The 16,329-nt window shown below is 61.2% G+C and carries 11 protein-coding genes; 2 read left to right on the forward strand and 9 right to left on the reverse strand.

Annotation, left to right across the window (positions count from 1 at the left end):
- Position 1 precedes the first annotated feature (1 nt).
- From AAAX32_RS04470 to pckA, 4 genes are all read right to left on the reverse strand, one after another.
- Positions 2-856 (reverse strand): DegV family protein, encoded by an 855-nt coding sequence (locus AAAX32_RS04470; protein ID WP_349100103.1) that lies wholly within the window; start codon positions 854-856, stop codon positions 2-4.
- Between the two features lie 120 nt (positions 857-976).
- A complete protein-coding gene (locus AAAX32_RS04475) occupies positions 977-1,426 on the reverse strand; it encodes a MarR family transcriptional regulator (RefSeq protein ID WP_117820503.1) in 450 nt (149 codons plus the stop codon).
- Positions 1,427-1,596: 170 nt separating this feature from the next.
- Positions 1,597-2,316, reverse strand: a complete 720-nt coding sequence (locus tag AAAX32_RS04480) for a phenylalanine--tRNA ligase beta subunit-related protein (protein WP_138374922.1) — start codon at positions 2,314-2,316, stop codon at positions 1,597-1,599.
- A gap of 227 nt (positions 2,317-2,543) precedes the next feature.
- Complete coding sequence (gene pckA, locus AAAX32_RS04485) at positions 2,544-4,214, reverse strand: phosphoenolpyruvate carboxykinase (ATP) (RefSeq protein ID WP_343000601.1); 1,671 nt, start codon at positions 4,212-4,214, stop codon at positions 2,544-2,546.
- A gap of 379 nt (positions 4,215-4,593) precedes the next feature.
- Here pckA and AAAX32_RS04490 point away from each other — a divergent pair, with 379 nt between their 5' ends.
- Entirely contained in the window at positions 4,594-6,174 is a 1,581-nt protein-coding gene (locus tag AAAX32_RS04490; protein WP_349100104.1) for a lipopolysaccharide biosynthesis protein, read from the forward strand.
- Between the two features lie 316 nt (positions 6,175-6,490).
- On the opposite strand, the gene AAAX32_RS04495 is transcribed toward AAAX32_RS04490, so the two are convergent.
- The gene (locus AAAX32_RS04495) at positions 6,491-7,330 is read right to left on the reverse strand and encodes a metallophosphoesterase (RefSeq protein WP_349100105.1); all 840 of its coding nucleotides are present in this window, start codon (positions 7,328-7,330) and stop codon (positions 6,491-6,493) included.
- 321 nt (positions 7,331-7,651) lie between these two features.
- On the opposite strand from AAAX32_RS04495, the gene AAAX32_RS04500 reads away from it, so the two are divergent.
- Complete coding sequence (locus AAAX32_RS04500) at positions 7,652-9,253, forward strand: potassium/proton antiporter (protein WP_349100106.1); 1,602 nt, start codon at positions 7,652-7,654, stop codon at positions 9,251-9,253.
- Positions 9,254-9,581: 328 nt separating this feature from the next.
- Here the strand turns inward: AAAX32_RS04500 and AAAX32_RS04505 are convergent, their stop codons facing one another.
- The 4 genes from AAAX32_RS04505 to pglZ all read right to left on the reverse strand — a co-directional run bounded on the left by AAAX32_RS04505 (position 9,582) and on the right by pglZ (position 16,311).
- Entirely contained in the window at positions 9,582-9,773 is a 192-nt protein-coding gene (locus AAAX32_RS04505; RefSeq protein ID WP_349100107.1) for a hypothetical protein, read from the reverse strand.
- Between the two features lie 27 nt (positions 9,774-9,800).
- Positions 9,801-11,165: a hypothetical protein gene (locus tag AAAX32_RS04510; RefSeq protein WP_349100108.1), complete on the reverse strand. Its 1,365-nt coding sequence runs from the start codon at positions 11,163-11,165 to the stop codon at positions 9,801-9,803.
- Positions 11,166-11,242: 77 nt separating this feature from the next.
- Entirely contained in the window at positions 11,243-13,591 is a 2,349-nt protein-coding gene (brxL, locus tag AAAX32_RS04515) for a protease Lon-related BREX system protein BrxL (protein WP_349100109.1), read from the reverse strand.
- A gap of 11 nt (positions 13,592-13,602) precedes the next feature.
- Complete coding sequence (gene pglZ / locus AAAX32_RS04520; protein WP_349100110.1) at positions 13,603-16,311, reverse strand: BREX-1 system phosphatase PglZ type A; 2,709 nt, start codon at positions 16,309-16,311, stop codon at positions 13,603-13,605.
- Positions 16,312-16,329: the final 18 nt, after the last annotated feature.

Genomic DNA, 16,329 nt, shown 5'->3' on the forward strand with positions numbered 1-16,329 from the left:
GTTAGTTGGCGGGCTGGAAGAAGGCTACGGCGACGGCGCCGGGGCCTACGTGGGTGCCGATGGTGGCGCCGATGGTGTGAACGGGCAACTCGCCCTCGGTGTGGCCAGCCCACAGTGCCGCGCTGTCCTCGACATACTTCTTGAGCACCGCATCCGAAAGGCCCGTATAGCCCAGCGCCAGCGGCATGGAAAAGTCGATGCCGCCTGACTTTTCGACCTTTTGGTTCAGCAGGTTGCGGCCGTTCTTGGAACCGCGCGCCTTGCCCAGCTGCACGATAAGGCCGTCCTCGACAGCCACCACGGGCTTCACGTTGAGCAGCGTGCCCACGGCGCCGGCCGCAGCAGATAGACGACCGCCGCGAACCAGGTACTCCAGCGTCTCGAGCAGGCCGATGACGGCCACGCGGTCACGCACGGCCTCGACGGCCGCCGCGATCTGGGCCGCACTACGGCCCTCGTCCACCAAGCGCAGCGCGTACTCGACCAGGACGCGCTCGCCGAGGGTGACATTGTTGCTGTCTACCACGAACACGTCGCCACCTGGTGCCTCGGCAAGTGCGGTACGGGCACTCTGGTTGGTGCCTGATAGCTTAGCGCCCACGGTAATAATCACAGCCTCATCGCCGGCCTCACGCGCCTCGGCAATAGCCTGCGAAAACGCGTACGGGTTGACCTGGCCGGTCTTGGGCAGCTCATCGCGCTCCGCGAGCATCTCGTAAAAGCGCTGGTGATCGATGTCGACGCCATCCATGTACACATCGGTGCCAAAGGTGACGGACAGCGGCAAAACAGCCAGCGCCGGGTGTTCCGCCGGAGACAAATCGCTTGCGGAATCGGTAATAATGCGGACGGACATAACGAATCCTTTCTTGCGCAGGTCCCGCGCAGGGAATTTTGACAACAATGCCCCGGCACGGTATACGCGCTTAAAACGGGACGATGCAGTTGTTAATGGGTAGCAAATGCCTTGGCGGCCTTAGATCTCGCGCAGGGTGTTGAGAATCGTGCGCAGCGACGCATACATCTGCTCGCGCTGCTCCACACCCATAGCCTTACCGGTGGTATCGAGCACCTCGCGAATGATGCGGTCCGCCTCGCTCATGCTCTCGCCGCCCAGAGCGGTCAGGCGCACCGGAGCACGATACTTAACGGCGGCATCGCCCGAATCATCGACCTCGACGTAGCCACCCTCCTCCAGATGCGCGAGCGTACGCGAGACGGCGGCGCGGGTCACGCCTGCCATGCGAGCCAGGTCGGCGCCAGTCAGGCCATCCTTGCTGCGCTCAAGATAGTACAGGCACATAACGTCGGAGCCCTTGAGACCCAGCCTAGCGCCCTCAGACGTCTTAATGCGCTGGATCTCCTTGTAGAGTCCGCTGATCAGTCCGACAAAGTCCTCGAAACGTGTCTCGTCGCTCTGCTGCATGGGAGACGACCGCCTTTCGCTTGCATAATGCTAACGGGTAAACATCTTAGTCGCATAAGGCGACACCCGTACCCAAATACCCCATTTGTTAACCCATCAACATAAAAACCACCACAAAGGGGACAGGCACCTTTGTGGTGGTTTGGGGCATCAATAGGTTCTAGGCGCCGCTACAGTTCCACGCAAGGATTGTCGCGGGTCACAAGCGTCTTAATGACAACCGTCGCTCCCAGATAGCGCTCAAGCAGCTCGGCTAAGCGATCGATCGCAGCCTGGCAATCCCCCATCCGCTCGGGCTCCACGCACTCAATCGCCAGGAACGCATCGGCCGAATCATCGGACAGCGCCGTGCGAACGCCGTCGCGCCAGTTCCAGCAGCGGCACACAGCGCCCGCATCGTCGATGTAGGCGAGCTCGCCGGGCAGCGTCGGATCGTCCGCCTCCTCGCCAAGCGGCAAGAACGCATCGCCACCGTCGGTCACCTTCAGGCGAAGGTCCCCCTCGATCGCATGCAGATCCTCGCCTCCCACGGGCAGCGCGTAGGTCAGCGACACCGTGTTGTAAATATCCACCGCGGGCGTAATGTGGCCCACCGGCTTGCCTTTGAGCACGCGTTTGAGCAAGTTCTCGATCGAGCAGCGCGCGCCTTTCTTGGTCTTGAACAGACGATAGGCCTCGCGCCATGCCTTGACCGGTGCGTTCTCGCTGATAGTGTCGCTGGTCAGATGACGCTCCGCATCGATATTGGCGCGGTCGAGCAACGCCGCAATCGCATCCACGTCCTCTTGAGGAATCTGAGCCGTGGGCTTCATGCCCTCCACGACCACAACACCGACCGCTGCCTGCGGAAACAGCTCCCAGAATGAATCCTCGGCAATAAAGCTCTTCATACGCTCTCCCTTCATTGTGCGCGCCCGAGTGAGGGCGCCTAAACAAAAAGCGCCCTTACAACGGCCACCTTCAAAGTCCTACGGTGCCGTCACAAGAACGCTTGCGCTGTCCCCATCCGGAGAAGGGGACGATATGTCAGGCGTATTGTAACCCGAGTCATCCACGCGAGCAAAACCACCACAAAGGTGCCTGTCCCCTTTGTGGTGGATATGGACTCACGGCGAAGCTAGTGGCGGAGTCCCAGCAGGCCGCGGCCGCGATGACGGGCGTCGGCGTGTACTTGAGCGTGCGGACCGGCGGCTTTGACGGACTCGGGCAGGTGCGAGTACTTCTTCTCGAAGTTCTCCTCGAACATCACCGCCAGGTTGTGCGCGGCCTCGTCATAGCGCGCGGTGCTCTGCCAGTATTGGCGCGGCACCAGGATGCCATCGGGCACGCCGTGGCACGTCGTGGGAATGTCGACGTTAAAGATGTCGTCGTGCACGAACTCGCTGTCCTCGATGGTGCCGTCGAGGGCGCGCGCGACCAGCGAGCGCGTGTAGGCCAGCTCGATGCGATGGCCCACGCCGTAGCCGCCGCCAATCCAGCCGGTGTTGACCAGGTACACGCGCGTGCGGCCGTCGGCAATGCGCTCGCCAAGCATCTTGGCGTAAACCATGGGGTCGAGCGGCATAAACGGCTCGCCGAACAGCGAAGAGAACGTGGGCGTGGGCTCGGTGACGCCGACCTCGGTGCCGGGAATCTTAGCCGTAAAGCCCGTCACAAAGTGGTACATGGCGGCATCGGCCGTCAGGCGTGAGATGGGCGGCAGCACGCCAAAAGCGTCGCAAGTCAGGAACAGCACGACACTCGGAGTGGTGCCCATGCCCTTAGTCCACGCGTTAGGAATGTGCTCCACGGGATAGGCCACGCGCGTGTTGTGCGTGATCGAGATGTCGTCATAGTTGGGCTTGCGGTTCTCGTCGAGCACCACGTTTTCGCAAATGGCGCCAAAACGGACGGCGTTGAAGATCTCGGGCTCGTGGAAGGCGTCCAGGCCCTCGCATTTTGCGTAGCAGCCACCCTCAATGTTGAAGATACCCATGTCGGACCAACCGTGCTCGTCGTCGCCGATCAGCAGGCGCATGGGATTGGCCGAAAGCGTGGTCTTGCCGGTGCCGGACAGGCCAAAGAACACGGCGGTCTCGTGCGTGACGGGATCCATGCTGGCCGAGCAGTGCATGGGCAGCACGTCGTCCTCGACGGGCAGCAGGTAATTCATAACGCTGAAGATGGACTTTTTGATCTCGCCGGAGTAGCCGGTACCCGCGACCAAAATCACGCGCTCCTGGAAGTTGATGACCACGGCGGCGCTGGAGTTGAGGCCCTTGATGGCAGGGTCGCATTGGTAGCCCGGCGCGGCGAGCACGCAGAAGTCCGGCTCGCCGGTGCGCGCGATTTCGCGGGCGAGCGGGCGGGCGAGCATCTGCTTAATGAAGAGCGCCTGGCTGGCACGCTCGCAGGCGACGAGCAGGCGGCGCGTATGGTTGCGGTCGGCGCCGGCCATGCCGCGGGTGACGAACACATCGCGCTCGTTGAGATAGTCGACGATGCCGGCTTTGATGACCTCATAGCTTTCGACGGACAGCGGGCGGTTGACGGCGCCCCAGGCAATCTTGTCGTGGACATCGGGGGTGTCAACGATAAAGCGGTCGTTGGGCGAACGTCCGGTACGCTCCCCCGTCTCGATCACCAGCGCGCCGTTGGATGCCATGCGGCCTTCGTTGCGGCGGATGGCATGCTCGACGAGCTCGGCTGCCGGCAGGTCAACCAGCAGGCGGGGCTGGTTCTCAGCGGGGTCTTCGACCAGCGTAATGCCAAAATTGGACAGAACTTCTGCAGGGGTAACACCAGGCATGGGGCCTCCTTTAAAAACGCGGCACGTGGACGCGGCGCGCACTTTACTCACGTAAAGCCCGTTGTACCCGATATGCAAAAACGTTTTTGCGGCAAGGGCGGCAAGCCCGCCCAACGGTCAAAAATCGCAGGCAAGCGGCCCAGTCATTGGGGACGTTCTTAAACGACTAGTCATTGGGGACACTCTTGAACAGGCAACATTCAAGGAGCGTCCCCGGATGCCGGCACTTAGGGACGTTCCCAAAGTGCCGGCACATAAGGAACGTCCCTAAGTGCCGACTACTGAATGGCGCCGCCGAAATTATTGAACAACCTGTTCAAAAACACGAATGGATACCACCGCGACTATACTAGAGCGCAGCAATAGAAAGGACCCCGCTTTGAGCATCACGCCCCTCGATAGCATTCGCCGCGCCATCGCCCGCCGCAACGGCATCTCCAACCCCGCTGCATTGAAAGACGGCGCCGCGAAGGCCCAGGGCGGCCGCATCGAGAACGGCCTCTTCCCTGCCTCCCACACGGCCGAAGAGCTCGCACGCATCCAGGAGCTGAGTCAGCGCAACGCCGGCGGACCCGATAGCAGCCAAGCCACACGTCGCCGGCGCGAACGCGATCAGGAGCCCGGCCCCGTCCGCCGCATGGTCAACGCTTGGTGGAACCGCCTGCTCGGCGCCATCTACGGCGGCGGCTTCTCCATGCAGGAAGCGGAATACGAGGAGCACGCCACCCGCCGCGACTATCTCTGGAATACCCTGGGCACCGCCGTGTGGGGCATGGCGTTTCCTCTGCTCACCATCGTGTCCACACAGCTCGTGGGCGCCGAAGAAGCAGGCAAATTCTCCATCGCCTTCGTCACCGGCACGCTCATCATGATCGCGTGCAACTACGGCGTGCGCAATTTCCAGGTCTCAGACATCGACGAAAAGACGTCCTTTGCCTCCTACCAGCTCAACCGCTGGCTTTGCGGAGCGCTCGCCCTAGGCTGCGGCCTCATGTACAGCAGCGCCCGCGGCTATGACGCGCATATGGCGACGATCGGCCTGGGCGTCTACCTCTACAAGGTGATCGACGGCGTCGCCGACGTGTACGAAGGCCGCCTGCAGCAGGCCGACAAGCTCTACTTGGCTGGCATGAGTCAAACGCTACGCTCCGTCGGCGTCATCGCGGTCTTCAGCGTGGCGCTGTTCCTCACGCGTAGCATGCCCATCGCGGCCATGGCCATGGGCATCGCCGCGATCGCCTCGCTCGTGCTGGTCACCGCGCCGCTCGCCCTGCTCGAGACCGAAAAATCGCGCCGCGTAAGCCTGCGTGAGGTCGGCCACCTGTTTGTCCAGTGCGCCCCACTCTTTGGCGCGCTATTCCTGTTCAACCTAATTGAGAGCATGCCCAAGTTTGTGATGGAAGGCAAGCTGGCATACAAATATCAGCTGTACTTTAATGCCCTGTTCTTTCCGGCGCAGGCTATTCTGTTGAGCATTGGATTTGTCTATAAACCGCAGCTCCTGCGCTTGTCGAGCATTTGGGCTAATCCTCGCAAGCGTCGTCGCTTTGACCTGATTATTGTTGCCGTTATGGCGCTGATCGTGGTCATCACCGGCGTGTGCGCCGCATTTATGGCAGGTCCCGGTATTCCCCTCATGAGCTTTATGTACGGTCTCAGCTTTGAGCGCTACCGTACGCTGGCGCTGCTAATGGTCCTCGCCGGCGGCGTCACCGCGGCCATCGACTTTATCTACGCCATCATCACGGTGCTGCGCCATGCCGGCGACGTCACCAAGGTCTACCTGATTTGTTTTGCCGTGAGCGTGGTACTCCCGGTGATCCTGATCAACCTGCTGGGCCTGATGGGTGCCGTCGTAAGCTACCTGGCTATCATGGCCCTACTGCTGGTGCTGCTGATTGTCGAGTACGCCCACATCCGCCAACGCATAGAACGAGCCCGCAACCCATACGGCGCCTAATTAGCTGCCCGGTCACCGGAATTTGCGATGGAATCACCCCGGCTGGGGTCTCGTTGCGGACAATATTCATCACGCAAAACTAAGTGAGTAGACTTTTACCGAATCCCCGACCACACCAACAGAGCACAAGTCTGTGACCTGCGGTTTTATTGAGGCAAATATGTTGGGTGCTCGGCATTTCCAAAAAAGTCTACTCACTTAGCCGGCGGGCAGCCAAATGATTATTTAATCCCCGTCCCAGAGAAATCAATTAGCGGGCAGAAGGGCAAAAGTAGTCAAATAAGCCCCGTCCCAAATTAGCTACCCCTTGCACCGATTATTCGCCCGGGTTGATGTTCGCGTAGAACTCCGCCCCGTCGTCCAGGCGCAGGATGCCCACGCGACCGAACTCGGAGCCGGTGGCGGCAGCGCAGTCGATGTCGATGCGATCGGGCACACCGGCGGCATCCTCGCCGCCCAGGCGCACAATCTGCCCGCGGCCCGACTCCTCGTCGAGCCCCGCAAGACCACCGACCTCGCAATAACGCCCGAGCGACACCGTTGGCGTGTGACCGCTCACCACGACCGGACCCTTGCCCTCGGCAGAAAGCAACCCAGTCGGCGCATCCCAATAGCCATGGCGAATCCACAGCAAGTCGTCAGACGACTGCACGGCGAGCATTTGCTGCAGCAGCTCGGTATCGGCATCGACCGCTCCCCTACCGTCGGCGCAATCGACACCATGCTCAAGCAAAAACGCACGCGCTGCCTCGGCCTGAATGCCGGCGTGCACCAGCAGATACGGCCGCTCGGCAGTCTCGACCACCGCATAGAGCGGCAGGGCGGCAGCCCAGCGCACAAGCTCCTCGTATGCCTCAAACTCCATTTCGTTGAGCTGCTGGCGCGTGGTCCAACCGCCGTTGATATCCCAGGTCTCGGCATCGAGCGGGTCCTGCCCAATGATCGCGTCGAGCATAATCTGCTCGTGGTTGCCCTTAAGCACGCGAGCGTTGGGCAGCGACCGCACCAAGTTGATGACGCCGACGGGATCGGGACCGCGGTCAATCATGTCGCCCAGCACATACAGCGTGTCGTCGGACGTCAGCGAGATCTTGGAAAGGGCCTCGTCCAGCGCGCGCACGTGCCCGTGAGCATCAGATGTCACATAGATCGCCATGGAACGCCTTTCCCTGCATTACGGCCGAAGCCCGATGCCACGACTAAAACTTCAAGTTGAACTTAAACGTTACCCATTGTACTCCGTTGCGATAAAGCTGGAAAGTACCGCAAGCCGCCAACGCTCATTAGCGGCCGCCCGCACGCCCCGGAAATACAGCCTCACCAGCATCAACACCCCACCCAGTGCCTCCCGCGCCCCGGCCTCGTGTCGATAATGCGCATGTCCGCAATCCGCCCCCATAAACCCACCATCTTTGGGTACAAATAACCGCAGACAATCGACCGTGCCACGCCAACCACCCAGGAGCGGACACTATCCATGAACCAGATCCTTCTTTTTATCGGCCTCGTCATCATTTTGTGCCTGACCATCAAGCCCGTCGGCAAAAAGCTCCCCTTCCCCACCCTGCTCATCTTTATCGCGCTCGGCATGCTGCTGGGCGTCAACGGCCCCGCGCACATCGACTTTAGCGACTACGCGCTCACCGAAACCGTCTGCAGCACGGCGCTGCTGTTCATCATGTTCTACGGTGGCTTTAACACCAACATCGACCGTGCCAAACCTGTCGCCGCGCCCGCGGTGCTGCTGAGCACGCTCGGCGTCGTCATCACCGCTGGCATCACCGGCGCGTTTGCGCACTTCATGCTGGGCTTCGACTGGATCGGCGGCCTGCTGCTAGGCTCGGTCGTGGCGTCGACCGATGCGGCGAGCGTCTTTAGCGTGCTGCGCGAGCACAACCTGTCGCTGAGGGGCGGCACCGACTCGCTGCTCGAGGTCGAATCGGGCTCCAACGACCCCGTCGCCTACATGCTCACCGCGGTGCTCGCGACCCTCGCGGCGGGCGGCAATATCGACATTCCTGCGCTGCTGGCCAAGCAGATCATCCTGGGTGTGGGCCTGGGCCTTGCCATCGGCTGGATATCCAGCCGCCTGATTGAGCGCGCGCACGCAACGGCCGAGGGCGCGCAGACTATCTTTTTGTTCGCCGTGGCGATCGTTGCCTACGCGCTGCCGAGCTACCTGGGCGGCAACGGCTTTTTGGCCGTATACCTGGCAGGCATTGTGCTGGGTGCGAGCGACATCACCGGCAAGGTCGAGATGGCGCACTTTTTTGACACCCTTACCGAGATGGCCGAGATGACCATCTTCTTCTTGCTTGGCCTGCTCGTGATACCCGCACGCCTGCCGCAAATGCTGCTACCGGGCCTAGCACTCATGGCGTTTATGCTCTTTGTGAGCCGCCCCATCGCCGTGGGCATGCTGCTGGCGTCCTTTAAGACCAATCCTCGCCAGGTCGCACTCGTAAGCTGGGCGGGCCTGCGCGGCGCAGCTTCGGTCGTATTTAGCCTCTTTGCCGTGGTGGCCGACGTTCCCGGCGGTCACGACCTGTTTGACCTGGTATTTGTGATTGCTGTGTCGAGCATTGTGGTGCAGGGCTCGCTGCTGCCGGCAGTGGCGAAGAAGCTCGACATGATTGACGCAGAAGGCGATGTGCGCCGCACGTTTAACGATTACCGCGACGAGGACGGCATGTCGTTCGTTAAGCTCAAGGTGGGCGCGGGCCATCCGTTTGCCGGTCGCTCGCTCGCCGATATTGGCAGCGCGACGGACATGCTGGTGGTCTTGGTGCTGCGCGACGGTGCGCACCCGGTGCTGCCCAACGGCGATACCGTAATTGAAGAAGGCGACCTTCTGGTTATGGCCGCGCCGACGTTTGAAGAGCGTGCCGAGGTTACGCTGCGCGAGGTCACCGTAACGCCCCACGGGCGTCTGGCAGGGCAGCGCCTGCGCGACGTGCCACAGGGCAAGCACCCCTTTATCGTAGTGATGCTCAAACGCGACGGCCAAACCATCATCCCCGACGGCAACACCCTTATATACGCCGACGACGAAGCCGTCATCGCAACGCTGGCGTCGTAGTGGCCAGGGGGTTGCCGTCCCGAATTGGCTACATTTGAGCATCAATCGCCCCGGCTGGGGTCTCGTTGCGGACAATTAGCGTCTCTCAAAACTAAGTGAGTAGACTTTTGCCAAATCGCCGACCACGCCACCAAAGCACAAGTCTGTGCCCTGCGGGTTTGTTGAAGCAAATTTGTCGAGTGCTCAGGATTTCCAATAAAGCCTACTCACTTAGCCAGCGAGCAGTCAAAAAAAGAACGGTCGCGAGCTCATTAGGCTCCATTGCGACGGCTTATCGTGCATTTTCGCGCAGCTGCGGGTGCAGACGCCCCTTCCCAAATTAGCTACCCTAGTCGTCGTCGACGGCAAAGCCGCGGAGGTCGAGGCCTTCGCGCTCGGCTCGGGCCAGGAGCTCTTGGGGTGACTCGTCCTCGATATCCACTACGTCGAGCATGGCGGCGGGAAAGCCCACGCCAGCCGCACTCCCCGCGCGGTCGAGCAGGCTCTCGCGCAGCTGGTCTACATCAACTTCGATCTTCATGGTAAAACCTCCCGCCAAACCAGGCCCTTACTCGTCAGCGCCAAGCACTTCCACGGCAGCAACAAAAGCCGCAACCTGCTTGTCGTCCATCTGCGTGACCAGGCGCCCCACGGGTTCATCGTAGGCGAACTGTACCTTATCGATAAAGCAATCCCAAGCACGCTCGTCCACACGCACGGCTGCCTCGCAATACTGGCCGAGCTTTTTGAGTCCATACCAGAACGCATTTACATGGCGCGCGGGATCCTCATCCAGCACACCATCGTAGTGACGCCCGTTAAACTCACGCATGCGTGCCACGGCAACCTCGAGCGAGTCGCCGCCCTCGGCCGAAGCCTCATCCACAAGCTCGGGAATCGCGAGCTCCCGCCGAACATCATGCCTGGTAGCGCCATCGTACTCGCCCACCAGCACGTCTTCGTCAAGCCGAGAATCGCAGTCTAAATAGCTCGAGCCCCGGCAAATCCCATGCGGCGAGCCAGAGCCAAACGCACAGAACAACCCGCCGTCGGCAACAACACGACGGTAGGTCTCAAACGACTTCTTAACCTGAACGAGCAACTCGGAAAGCTCTCCGGCATCGCACGCCGTCTCGCACGCAACGCACGCAGACTCGGGCAACGATACCGGCTCCACCATGCTCCCCGCAACGCGGGCGGCACGCTCGGCCCGATACGCCTGCGCCGCCAAGCGTGCCCGCTGCGCAGCACCGCGCACGTTGGTAAGCTCACGCTCCAACGCCACGTCACCAGCAACATCGCCAGCCAAATCACCCGTAAACCCATCTGCGTGCTGCGGCCCAGTCGAACTCAGCTCGGACTCAAACGTCGCCGTGATCATACCCGCAAGGTCCGTTGCGTCGGCGGCACAACGAAGTTGCTCCAGCTGCGTGCACAGCAGGTCGGCATCCAGGGGCACAGCATCCACAACGCGCACGTCACTCAGGCGCGCCACGTCCTGCAGCACTAAAGCGCCGGCAGCATCGTACGCTGCGCGCACCCTGTCCGCCGTATTCGCACGCAGCTTTACCTCGATAAACGCAAGCGTCTGCTCCAGGCGCGTCAGCAGCTCGGCATTGTCCTCCATGCGCAAAAAGGCAGCGTAGCGGCGCTCCATCTGCAGCGAGCCCACGACACCCGCCTGCTTGCGAGCGCGCGCAAGGGCCGCGCCCTCAACACGGCGCACGTACGTATCAACAGCCCGCACGGCAGATTCGCGCGCAGTGTGCTCGGCAGTCTCGACATCCCTAAGCACACCCAGCAGCTCGCGGGAGCGCGCCTTGCGCACCAACTCCCCGCGATCGTACTGCTCAAGCGCCGTTTGACGCTTGGCTACCGACTCAAAGCCAAACAGCTCGTCGAGCAGTTCACCAACAGAACGCTCGTCTGCCATGGCAGGCCTCCTCACGCACTACGCACCAACATGTACGCGGGGCACCCGAACACCGGACGCCCCGCACGCCTGCACCCCTACAGATCCAGTGCCTTCTTCGCGGCGTCGACCGGGTCGCCATCCATGTAGAACACCGGGCTCAGTCCCGAAATAATCTCGGACGAAACACTCTGCAGGCCCGCGATGGCACTCAGCGGCAAAATCACGCGCTTGGCGCCGGCGTTTTTGGCCACGCGCATAATGTCCTCGAGCCCGCGGATCTCGTCCATAGAGCCCGACATGCGCAAGATTCCCGGAATCGCCAGCGCAGGCATCACCGGGCGGTTGCACGCAGCAGAGCAAAGTCCCACAAACTCGGCGAGCGAAACTTCCTCGGACAGGCCCTTGCTCTGCAGGTCGTTGTAGAACAGCAGGTAATCCTTGGAGCCAATGTGCATGCCCGGCGCCACGCGGTTCGCCAGGTTCACAAAATTGTCGAACGCGGCCTCAAGCGTATCGCGCACCGGCTTGTTAAAGGCCACGCCCTCGTACTTAAACTTGCACTCGCCGGCAACGGCCTTGTTCTCCAGCTTGTATACGGCAACCTCGCCGCCCTGCGACCTGCCCACGCCAAATACGTGGCCGGACAGCAGCGGCCCGTCGGGAATCAGCGTGTCCTCGGTCTGCTCGGGCACGCGCACCACGTGCACGTCCTGCGGGTTGTCGGCATCCATATAGCCCAGGTTGACGTCGATAAACTCGACGCCCGCCATAATCTTGAGCTGCTCCTTTACACGGCGACGGCCTTCGATGGCGTAGTCCAGCAGCCAGCGCACGTCGTCCTTGTCCATAGCCTCGTCGGGGAACAGCAGCTTGGCCAGGCCGCTAAAGGTCTTGCGCACGGCGATCTCGTCACGCTTGTTAAAGTCGCTGTTAAAGCGGAAATACCGGTCGATATGGTGCGTAAAGTCCTTGCGACGCATCTCCTTGCAAAACTCCGACAGGCAGTCGGTGATCAGGCCGTAATGCCCGGTCAGCAAGCTCGAGCGCATCTTGGGAATCTCCCAGCCCGGCAGGTAATAGTGGATACGGTCGAAGAAGGCCGAATCGTTGTTAAACTCCGGCGGGAACGGATCAAACAGGTGCGTGGTCTTAAGGACGTTTTGCACGGTGTCGTTGATGTTGCCCTCGAAGACCATGGAGGCATCGGCGTTAATCTGGTCTCGGCCGCGCGCGTAGCTGCCGCTCGCCATGTAGTCCTTCATGATCTGCACGGCGTTGGTGTCCTTAAAGCGCATGCCGGCGACCTCGTCGAACGTCACGCAGTCCCAGTGGCCCACCAAGCCCACGCGGTCGGCGCGCATGGAGTTCATGCGGCCGAACAGGTTGGCCGTGGTGGTCTGACCGCCCGAAAGCAAAATGGCGTAGGGCGAGACCTCTTTGTAGATATGGCTCTTGCCGGTGCCGCGGGGACCCAACTCGCACAGGTTGTAGTTGCGCTCGATGAGCGGCACCATGCGCTCGATAAAGTGCAGGCGCTCTTTCTCGGAAAGCTCACTGGGCTCATAGCCAGCGGAGCGCAGCAGCATGTTGAGCCACTCGTCGCGCGTAAAGTACTGGCGCTCTTCGACCATGGCATCCAGGTCCAGGTTGGGCATCTGAATGGGCGTGAGCGACGCCACGCTGAACGGAGAGTCCTCGGGCCCACGCTTCTTACGCTTGGCCTTGGCGCGGCGCGGCGCATCGTCGCCAAAGACCTCCATGCCAAACTCGTCTTCCTCATCCAAGGGGTGACGATACTCGATACTCATGATGCACCAAATACCACCCTGCAGAATCTTGGAATAGTCGCGCACGTACTCGGCCGGCATCACAAACGGCTCGATGGTCAGATTGGCAAACGATGCCACGTAGATGTCTTTGTACTCGTCGAGCTTGGCCGTCACCTTGTCGATAATGGTAAAGCGGCCCAGTTCGCGAATCTTGGACTTAATGCGCTCGGACTCGTCGGGACGCACGTAGTTATCAGTGAGGATCCTGCGGATGCGATCCAGGCCCTCTGCCACGGCTTCCTCGTCATCGGTCGAGCAGTACATGCCCAGCAGGTACTCCAGCACAAAGGTGGGCACGTTGGCGCCGCGCTTCATAAAGGCCGTCAGGTCCTTGCGCACGATCTTGCCGCCAAAGTGCTCGAGCAGCTTACCGTCCAACCCGTCCATGTCGTAGCCCTCATCCTCGGGAGCCTCGGCCGCAGCCTGGTCATAGCCATCGGTCGAGGATTCATCCCCAGCGGGCGCGGCAGCCTCAACGGGCGCAGCAGCCACCGACTCCGGGGCAGGCGCAACAACCTCAGCCGCCGGCGCCTCCACGGGCACCACGCCTTCCACCGGCACATCCACATCAATCGAGGGGACTTCCCACAGATCGTCGTCACGGCTATCAAACATAGGGCACACTCCTAAAAACCAAAATCAGCAACGGGGGCAAATGAAACAGCGATGGTGTACGTCTCGCGCCAAACGATCTTGCCCGTCTCGCGCTCGCGGCAGACCAGATAGTACGGACCCTTGGCCGAGAATCCATCCGCTGCATGCAACGCAAACTTGGCATGCACCACGCGCTCCTGCGAGTTAACAGAAGTCTTGTTGGCATGCGCCTTGACCGTATCGCTCACCTCGTTGCCACTTGCATCGGTAAACACCAGCTCGTACTCGCACGGCAAGACCTTACCTTGGGCAGGTTCTTCCTGGATCAAGTTGACCGAGAAGAGCGAGTTGGTCACTCGGCGTCCCTCACTTAGTACGCGCAGCGTCGCCGCGCGCGTGTCGACAAAGTCCTTGGAACCCGAGCGCGCACGCCAAAAACCGATAACGGGCACGCAGAGCTCCTGCAGGCTCATGCCGCCGTGGACGTAGTTGTTAGTGCCGCCGGGACGCTTGAAGTGCACGTTCTCGCGCGGGGCAAACCCCTCAAAACCGGCGCCCAAACGTCTCATGTTAACATTAACAAACACCCCACGCACCTCGTCCGAAAGCTCGCCCACGGCCTCGTTGGGCACCACCAGATGACGCTTGCCGTACATGACGGGAGCGTCAAGGAAGGGAAGGTCTGGCTTGCCGAGCATCTGGCACTCGTTGAGCTCACGACGCGTGTAGATGAAGCCGTGATCCGCCGTCATAACAACACGCGCGCCCGGGGCGTCGGTGCACACGCGGCGCGCCAACGCGGCAAGTTCCTCCACGGTGTCCGCGCAGGCATCGAAAACGTCATCCTGCGTAGCTGCCTTCTCGCCCGTGGCATCGATCTTGTTGTGGTAGAGATAAACGAGCCTGGAGTCTTTGAGCAGCGCTTTGCGCTCGGTTCCCGCCATGTTGAGGTATGCGCTCGAGCGCAAAGCGCGGGCCGTGGGCTCAACGTGGGTAAGTACGGCCTCGCGCTGCGGAGTCGTCGCAGTGGGCATGCCGTCAGCCAACACAAACGCGCCATCCTCTGCAAGCTCAAGCACCTGGTGCGGCAGCAGCGCAGGCATGCCCACCTCGGTAATGGAGGGAAAGACCGCCTGCATGCTAGAGACCTTGACGTTGCCGCCGCGTTCGCGCTCGAGCAGCGCCGCAACGTCGCGAGCAACCTCATAGCGCAGCGCATCGCTCACGATAACGACCGTTGTTTTGGCAGAACCCACAAAGGCGGGCAGCACATGCCAGTAAAACTCATCCTGCCGTGCGGGACCATCGATGTAGCCGCAATCGGCCCACTCCCCTTGCGCAGCAGCCGCCCAGCAGGCATTGGCATCCGCCAAGAACCAGTTGCTGTAGAGATTCTCCGCCCAGTCCGCCACGGCGCGGGCAGGTTCCTCGAGCGCATCGCACTCGACGGAGCGTGCCCGCAGATACGCGGTGCACATATGGCGATAGGCAGCGTCCATGGCATACCAATCGGACGTATAGGCATCCCACACCTGCTGGGACTGCGCCAGATGGAACCCACCCGCGTGCGTCTGCCTAAACGCGCACATATCGGCCACAGCGACAAGCAGGTCAAAGTAGCTCTCAACGCGACGGTACCAGCTTAGGTCGCAACGGCGCGCAGCAAATGCGCGCGCATCCTCAACACGGTCCGCACCCTGGGCAAACGAGCTGAACAACTGCGAGAGTACAGCCTCGTTGACGCACGGGAACACGTCAAGCGAGGCCAACGCATCGATTGGCAGGGCCTCGAACCGCGCAAAGAGTCCACGGGCATCCTCTACCAAACGGCAGATCTCAAATAGGTCCTCGCTCGATGCCTGGGTATCGGCGGTCTGGTCCCACGTACGCACCGCTTCAAGACAATAGGGGCCGTAAGCGAGAGCCACATAACTTTCGAGTCCCTTGAGCACTCCCTCGGGAAGCGCAGTTGATGCTGCCGTAAGGAGCACATGGGATGCAAGCATAAGCAGCGAGTCACGCTCGTACAGCGGTCCATCAAACCCATAGCAGCGCAGCATAAAGGCAGAGAGAACATCGCGCACGCTGTACTTATCCACCAGCGCGGCCAGCGCCTCGGGGCCCTCGTGCAGCAGTGTGGTCATGCAGCCGCGCAGCACAAACGCGGGCCGCGCGTCGCCCGGCTCCTTGCCGCCAAAGATAACCGTAAGGATTCCAAGCTCGATATCGGATGTGCCCGAGGCATGCGGAACGCACACGACAAACTTAGCACAGCGGGTCTTGGCATCAAAGAACGTCTTGTGCTCGCGCAGGCTCTCGCGCACGGCTTCGATATTCTCGATACCCAGCTGATCGGCCAAAAGCGAAAGATAGTCAGCCTGGAACCAATCGGCATACAGCTCAACATCGGCAAGCCAATCGCCCTCAAGCCTGCCACGCGGGCAACGGCGATACAGCAAGACATCGCTTGCAAGGTCATCGCGGTTGATAAGTTTCTTGACGGCAAACATGCGGCCCTCGCAGGCCTCAACAAACCGAACCGGGCGCTCAAAGTCACCGTGAGCGGGCATAACGCCGCCATCGGCCCCCGCGCCGTCGAAACCCACGGCAGCCAATCGCTCAAACTCAGGGGCAAACTCGCCGTCTGCATCGTGCCAAACCACCACACGACGCGGCACGCATGAGGGCAACGGCTGCAAAAACCGCAGCTTGAGCTGTTCTTCTACATCGATCTTGGGCATGAATATCCTTACCGTATC

Source organism: Collinsella sp. CLA-ER-H3 (assembly GCF_040092425.1).
Taxonomy (GTDB): domain Bacteria; phylum Actinomycetota; class Coriobacteriia; order Coriobacteriales; family Coriobacteriaceae; genus Collinsella.

Excerpts from the sequence above, each read along its gene's own strand:
- AAAX32_RS04470 (WP_349100103.1), bottom strand. The coding sequence starts at position 856 with ATGTCCGTCCGCATTATTACCGATTCCGCAAGCGATTTGTCTCCGGCG.
- AAAX32_RS04475 (WP_117820503.1), bottom strand. The coding sequence starts at position 1,426 with ATGCAGCAGAGCGACGAGACACGTTTCGAGGACTTTGTCGGACTGATC.
- AAAX32_RS04480 (WP_138374922.1), bottom strand. The coding sequence starts at position 2,316 with ATGAAGAGCTTTATTGCCGAGGATTCATTCTGGGAGCTGTTTCCGCAG.
- pckA (WP_343000601.1), bottom strand. The coding sequence starts at position 4,214 with ATGCCTGGTGTTACCCCTGCAGAAGTTCTGTCCAATTTTGGCATTACG.
- AAAX32_RS04495 (WP_349100105.1), bottom strand. The coding sequence starts at position 7,330 with ATGGCGATCTATGTGACATCTGATGCTCACGGGCACGTGCGCGCGCTG.
- AAAX32_RS04500 (WP_349100106.1), top strand. The coding sequence starts at position 7,652 with ATGAACCAGATCCTTCTTTTTATCGGCCTCGTCATCATTTTGTGCCTG.
- AAAX32_RS04505 (WP_349100107.1), bottom strand. The coding sequence starts at position 9,773 with ATGAAGATCGAAGTTGATGTAGACCAGCTGCGCGAGAGCCTGCTCGAC.
- AAAX32_RS04510 (WP_349100108.1), bottom strand. The coding sequence starts at position 11,165 with ATGGCAGACGAGCGTTCTGTTGGTGAACTGCTCGACGAGCTGTTTGGC.
- brxL (WP_349100109.1), bottom strand. The coding sequence starts at position 13,591 with ATGTTTGATAGCCGTGACGACGATCTGTGGGAAGTCCCCTCGATTGAT.
- pglZ (WP_349100110.1), bottom strand. The coding sequence starts at position 16,311 with ATGCCCAAGATCGATGTAGAAGAACAGCTCAAGCTGCGGTTTTTGCAG.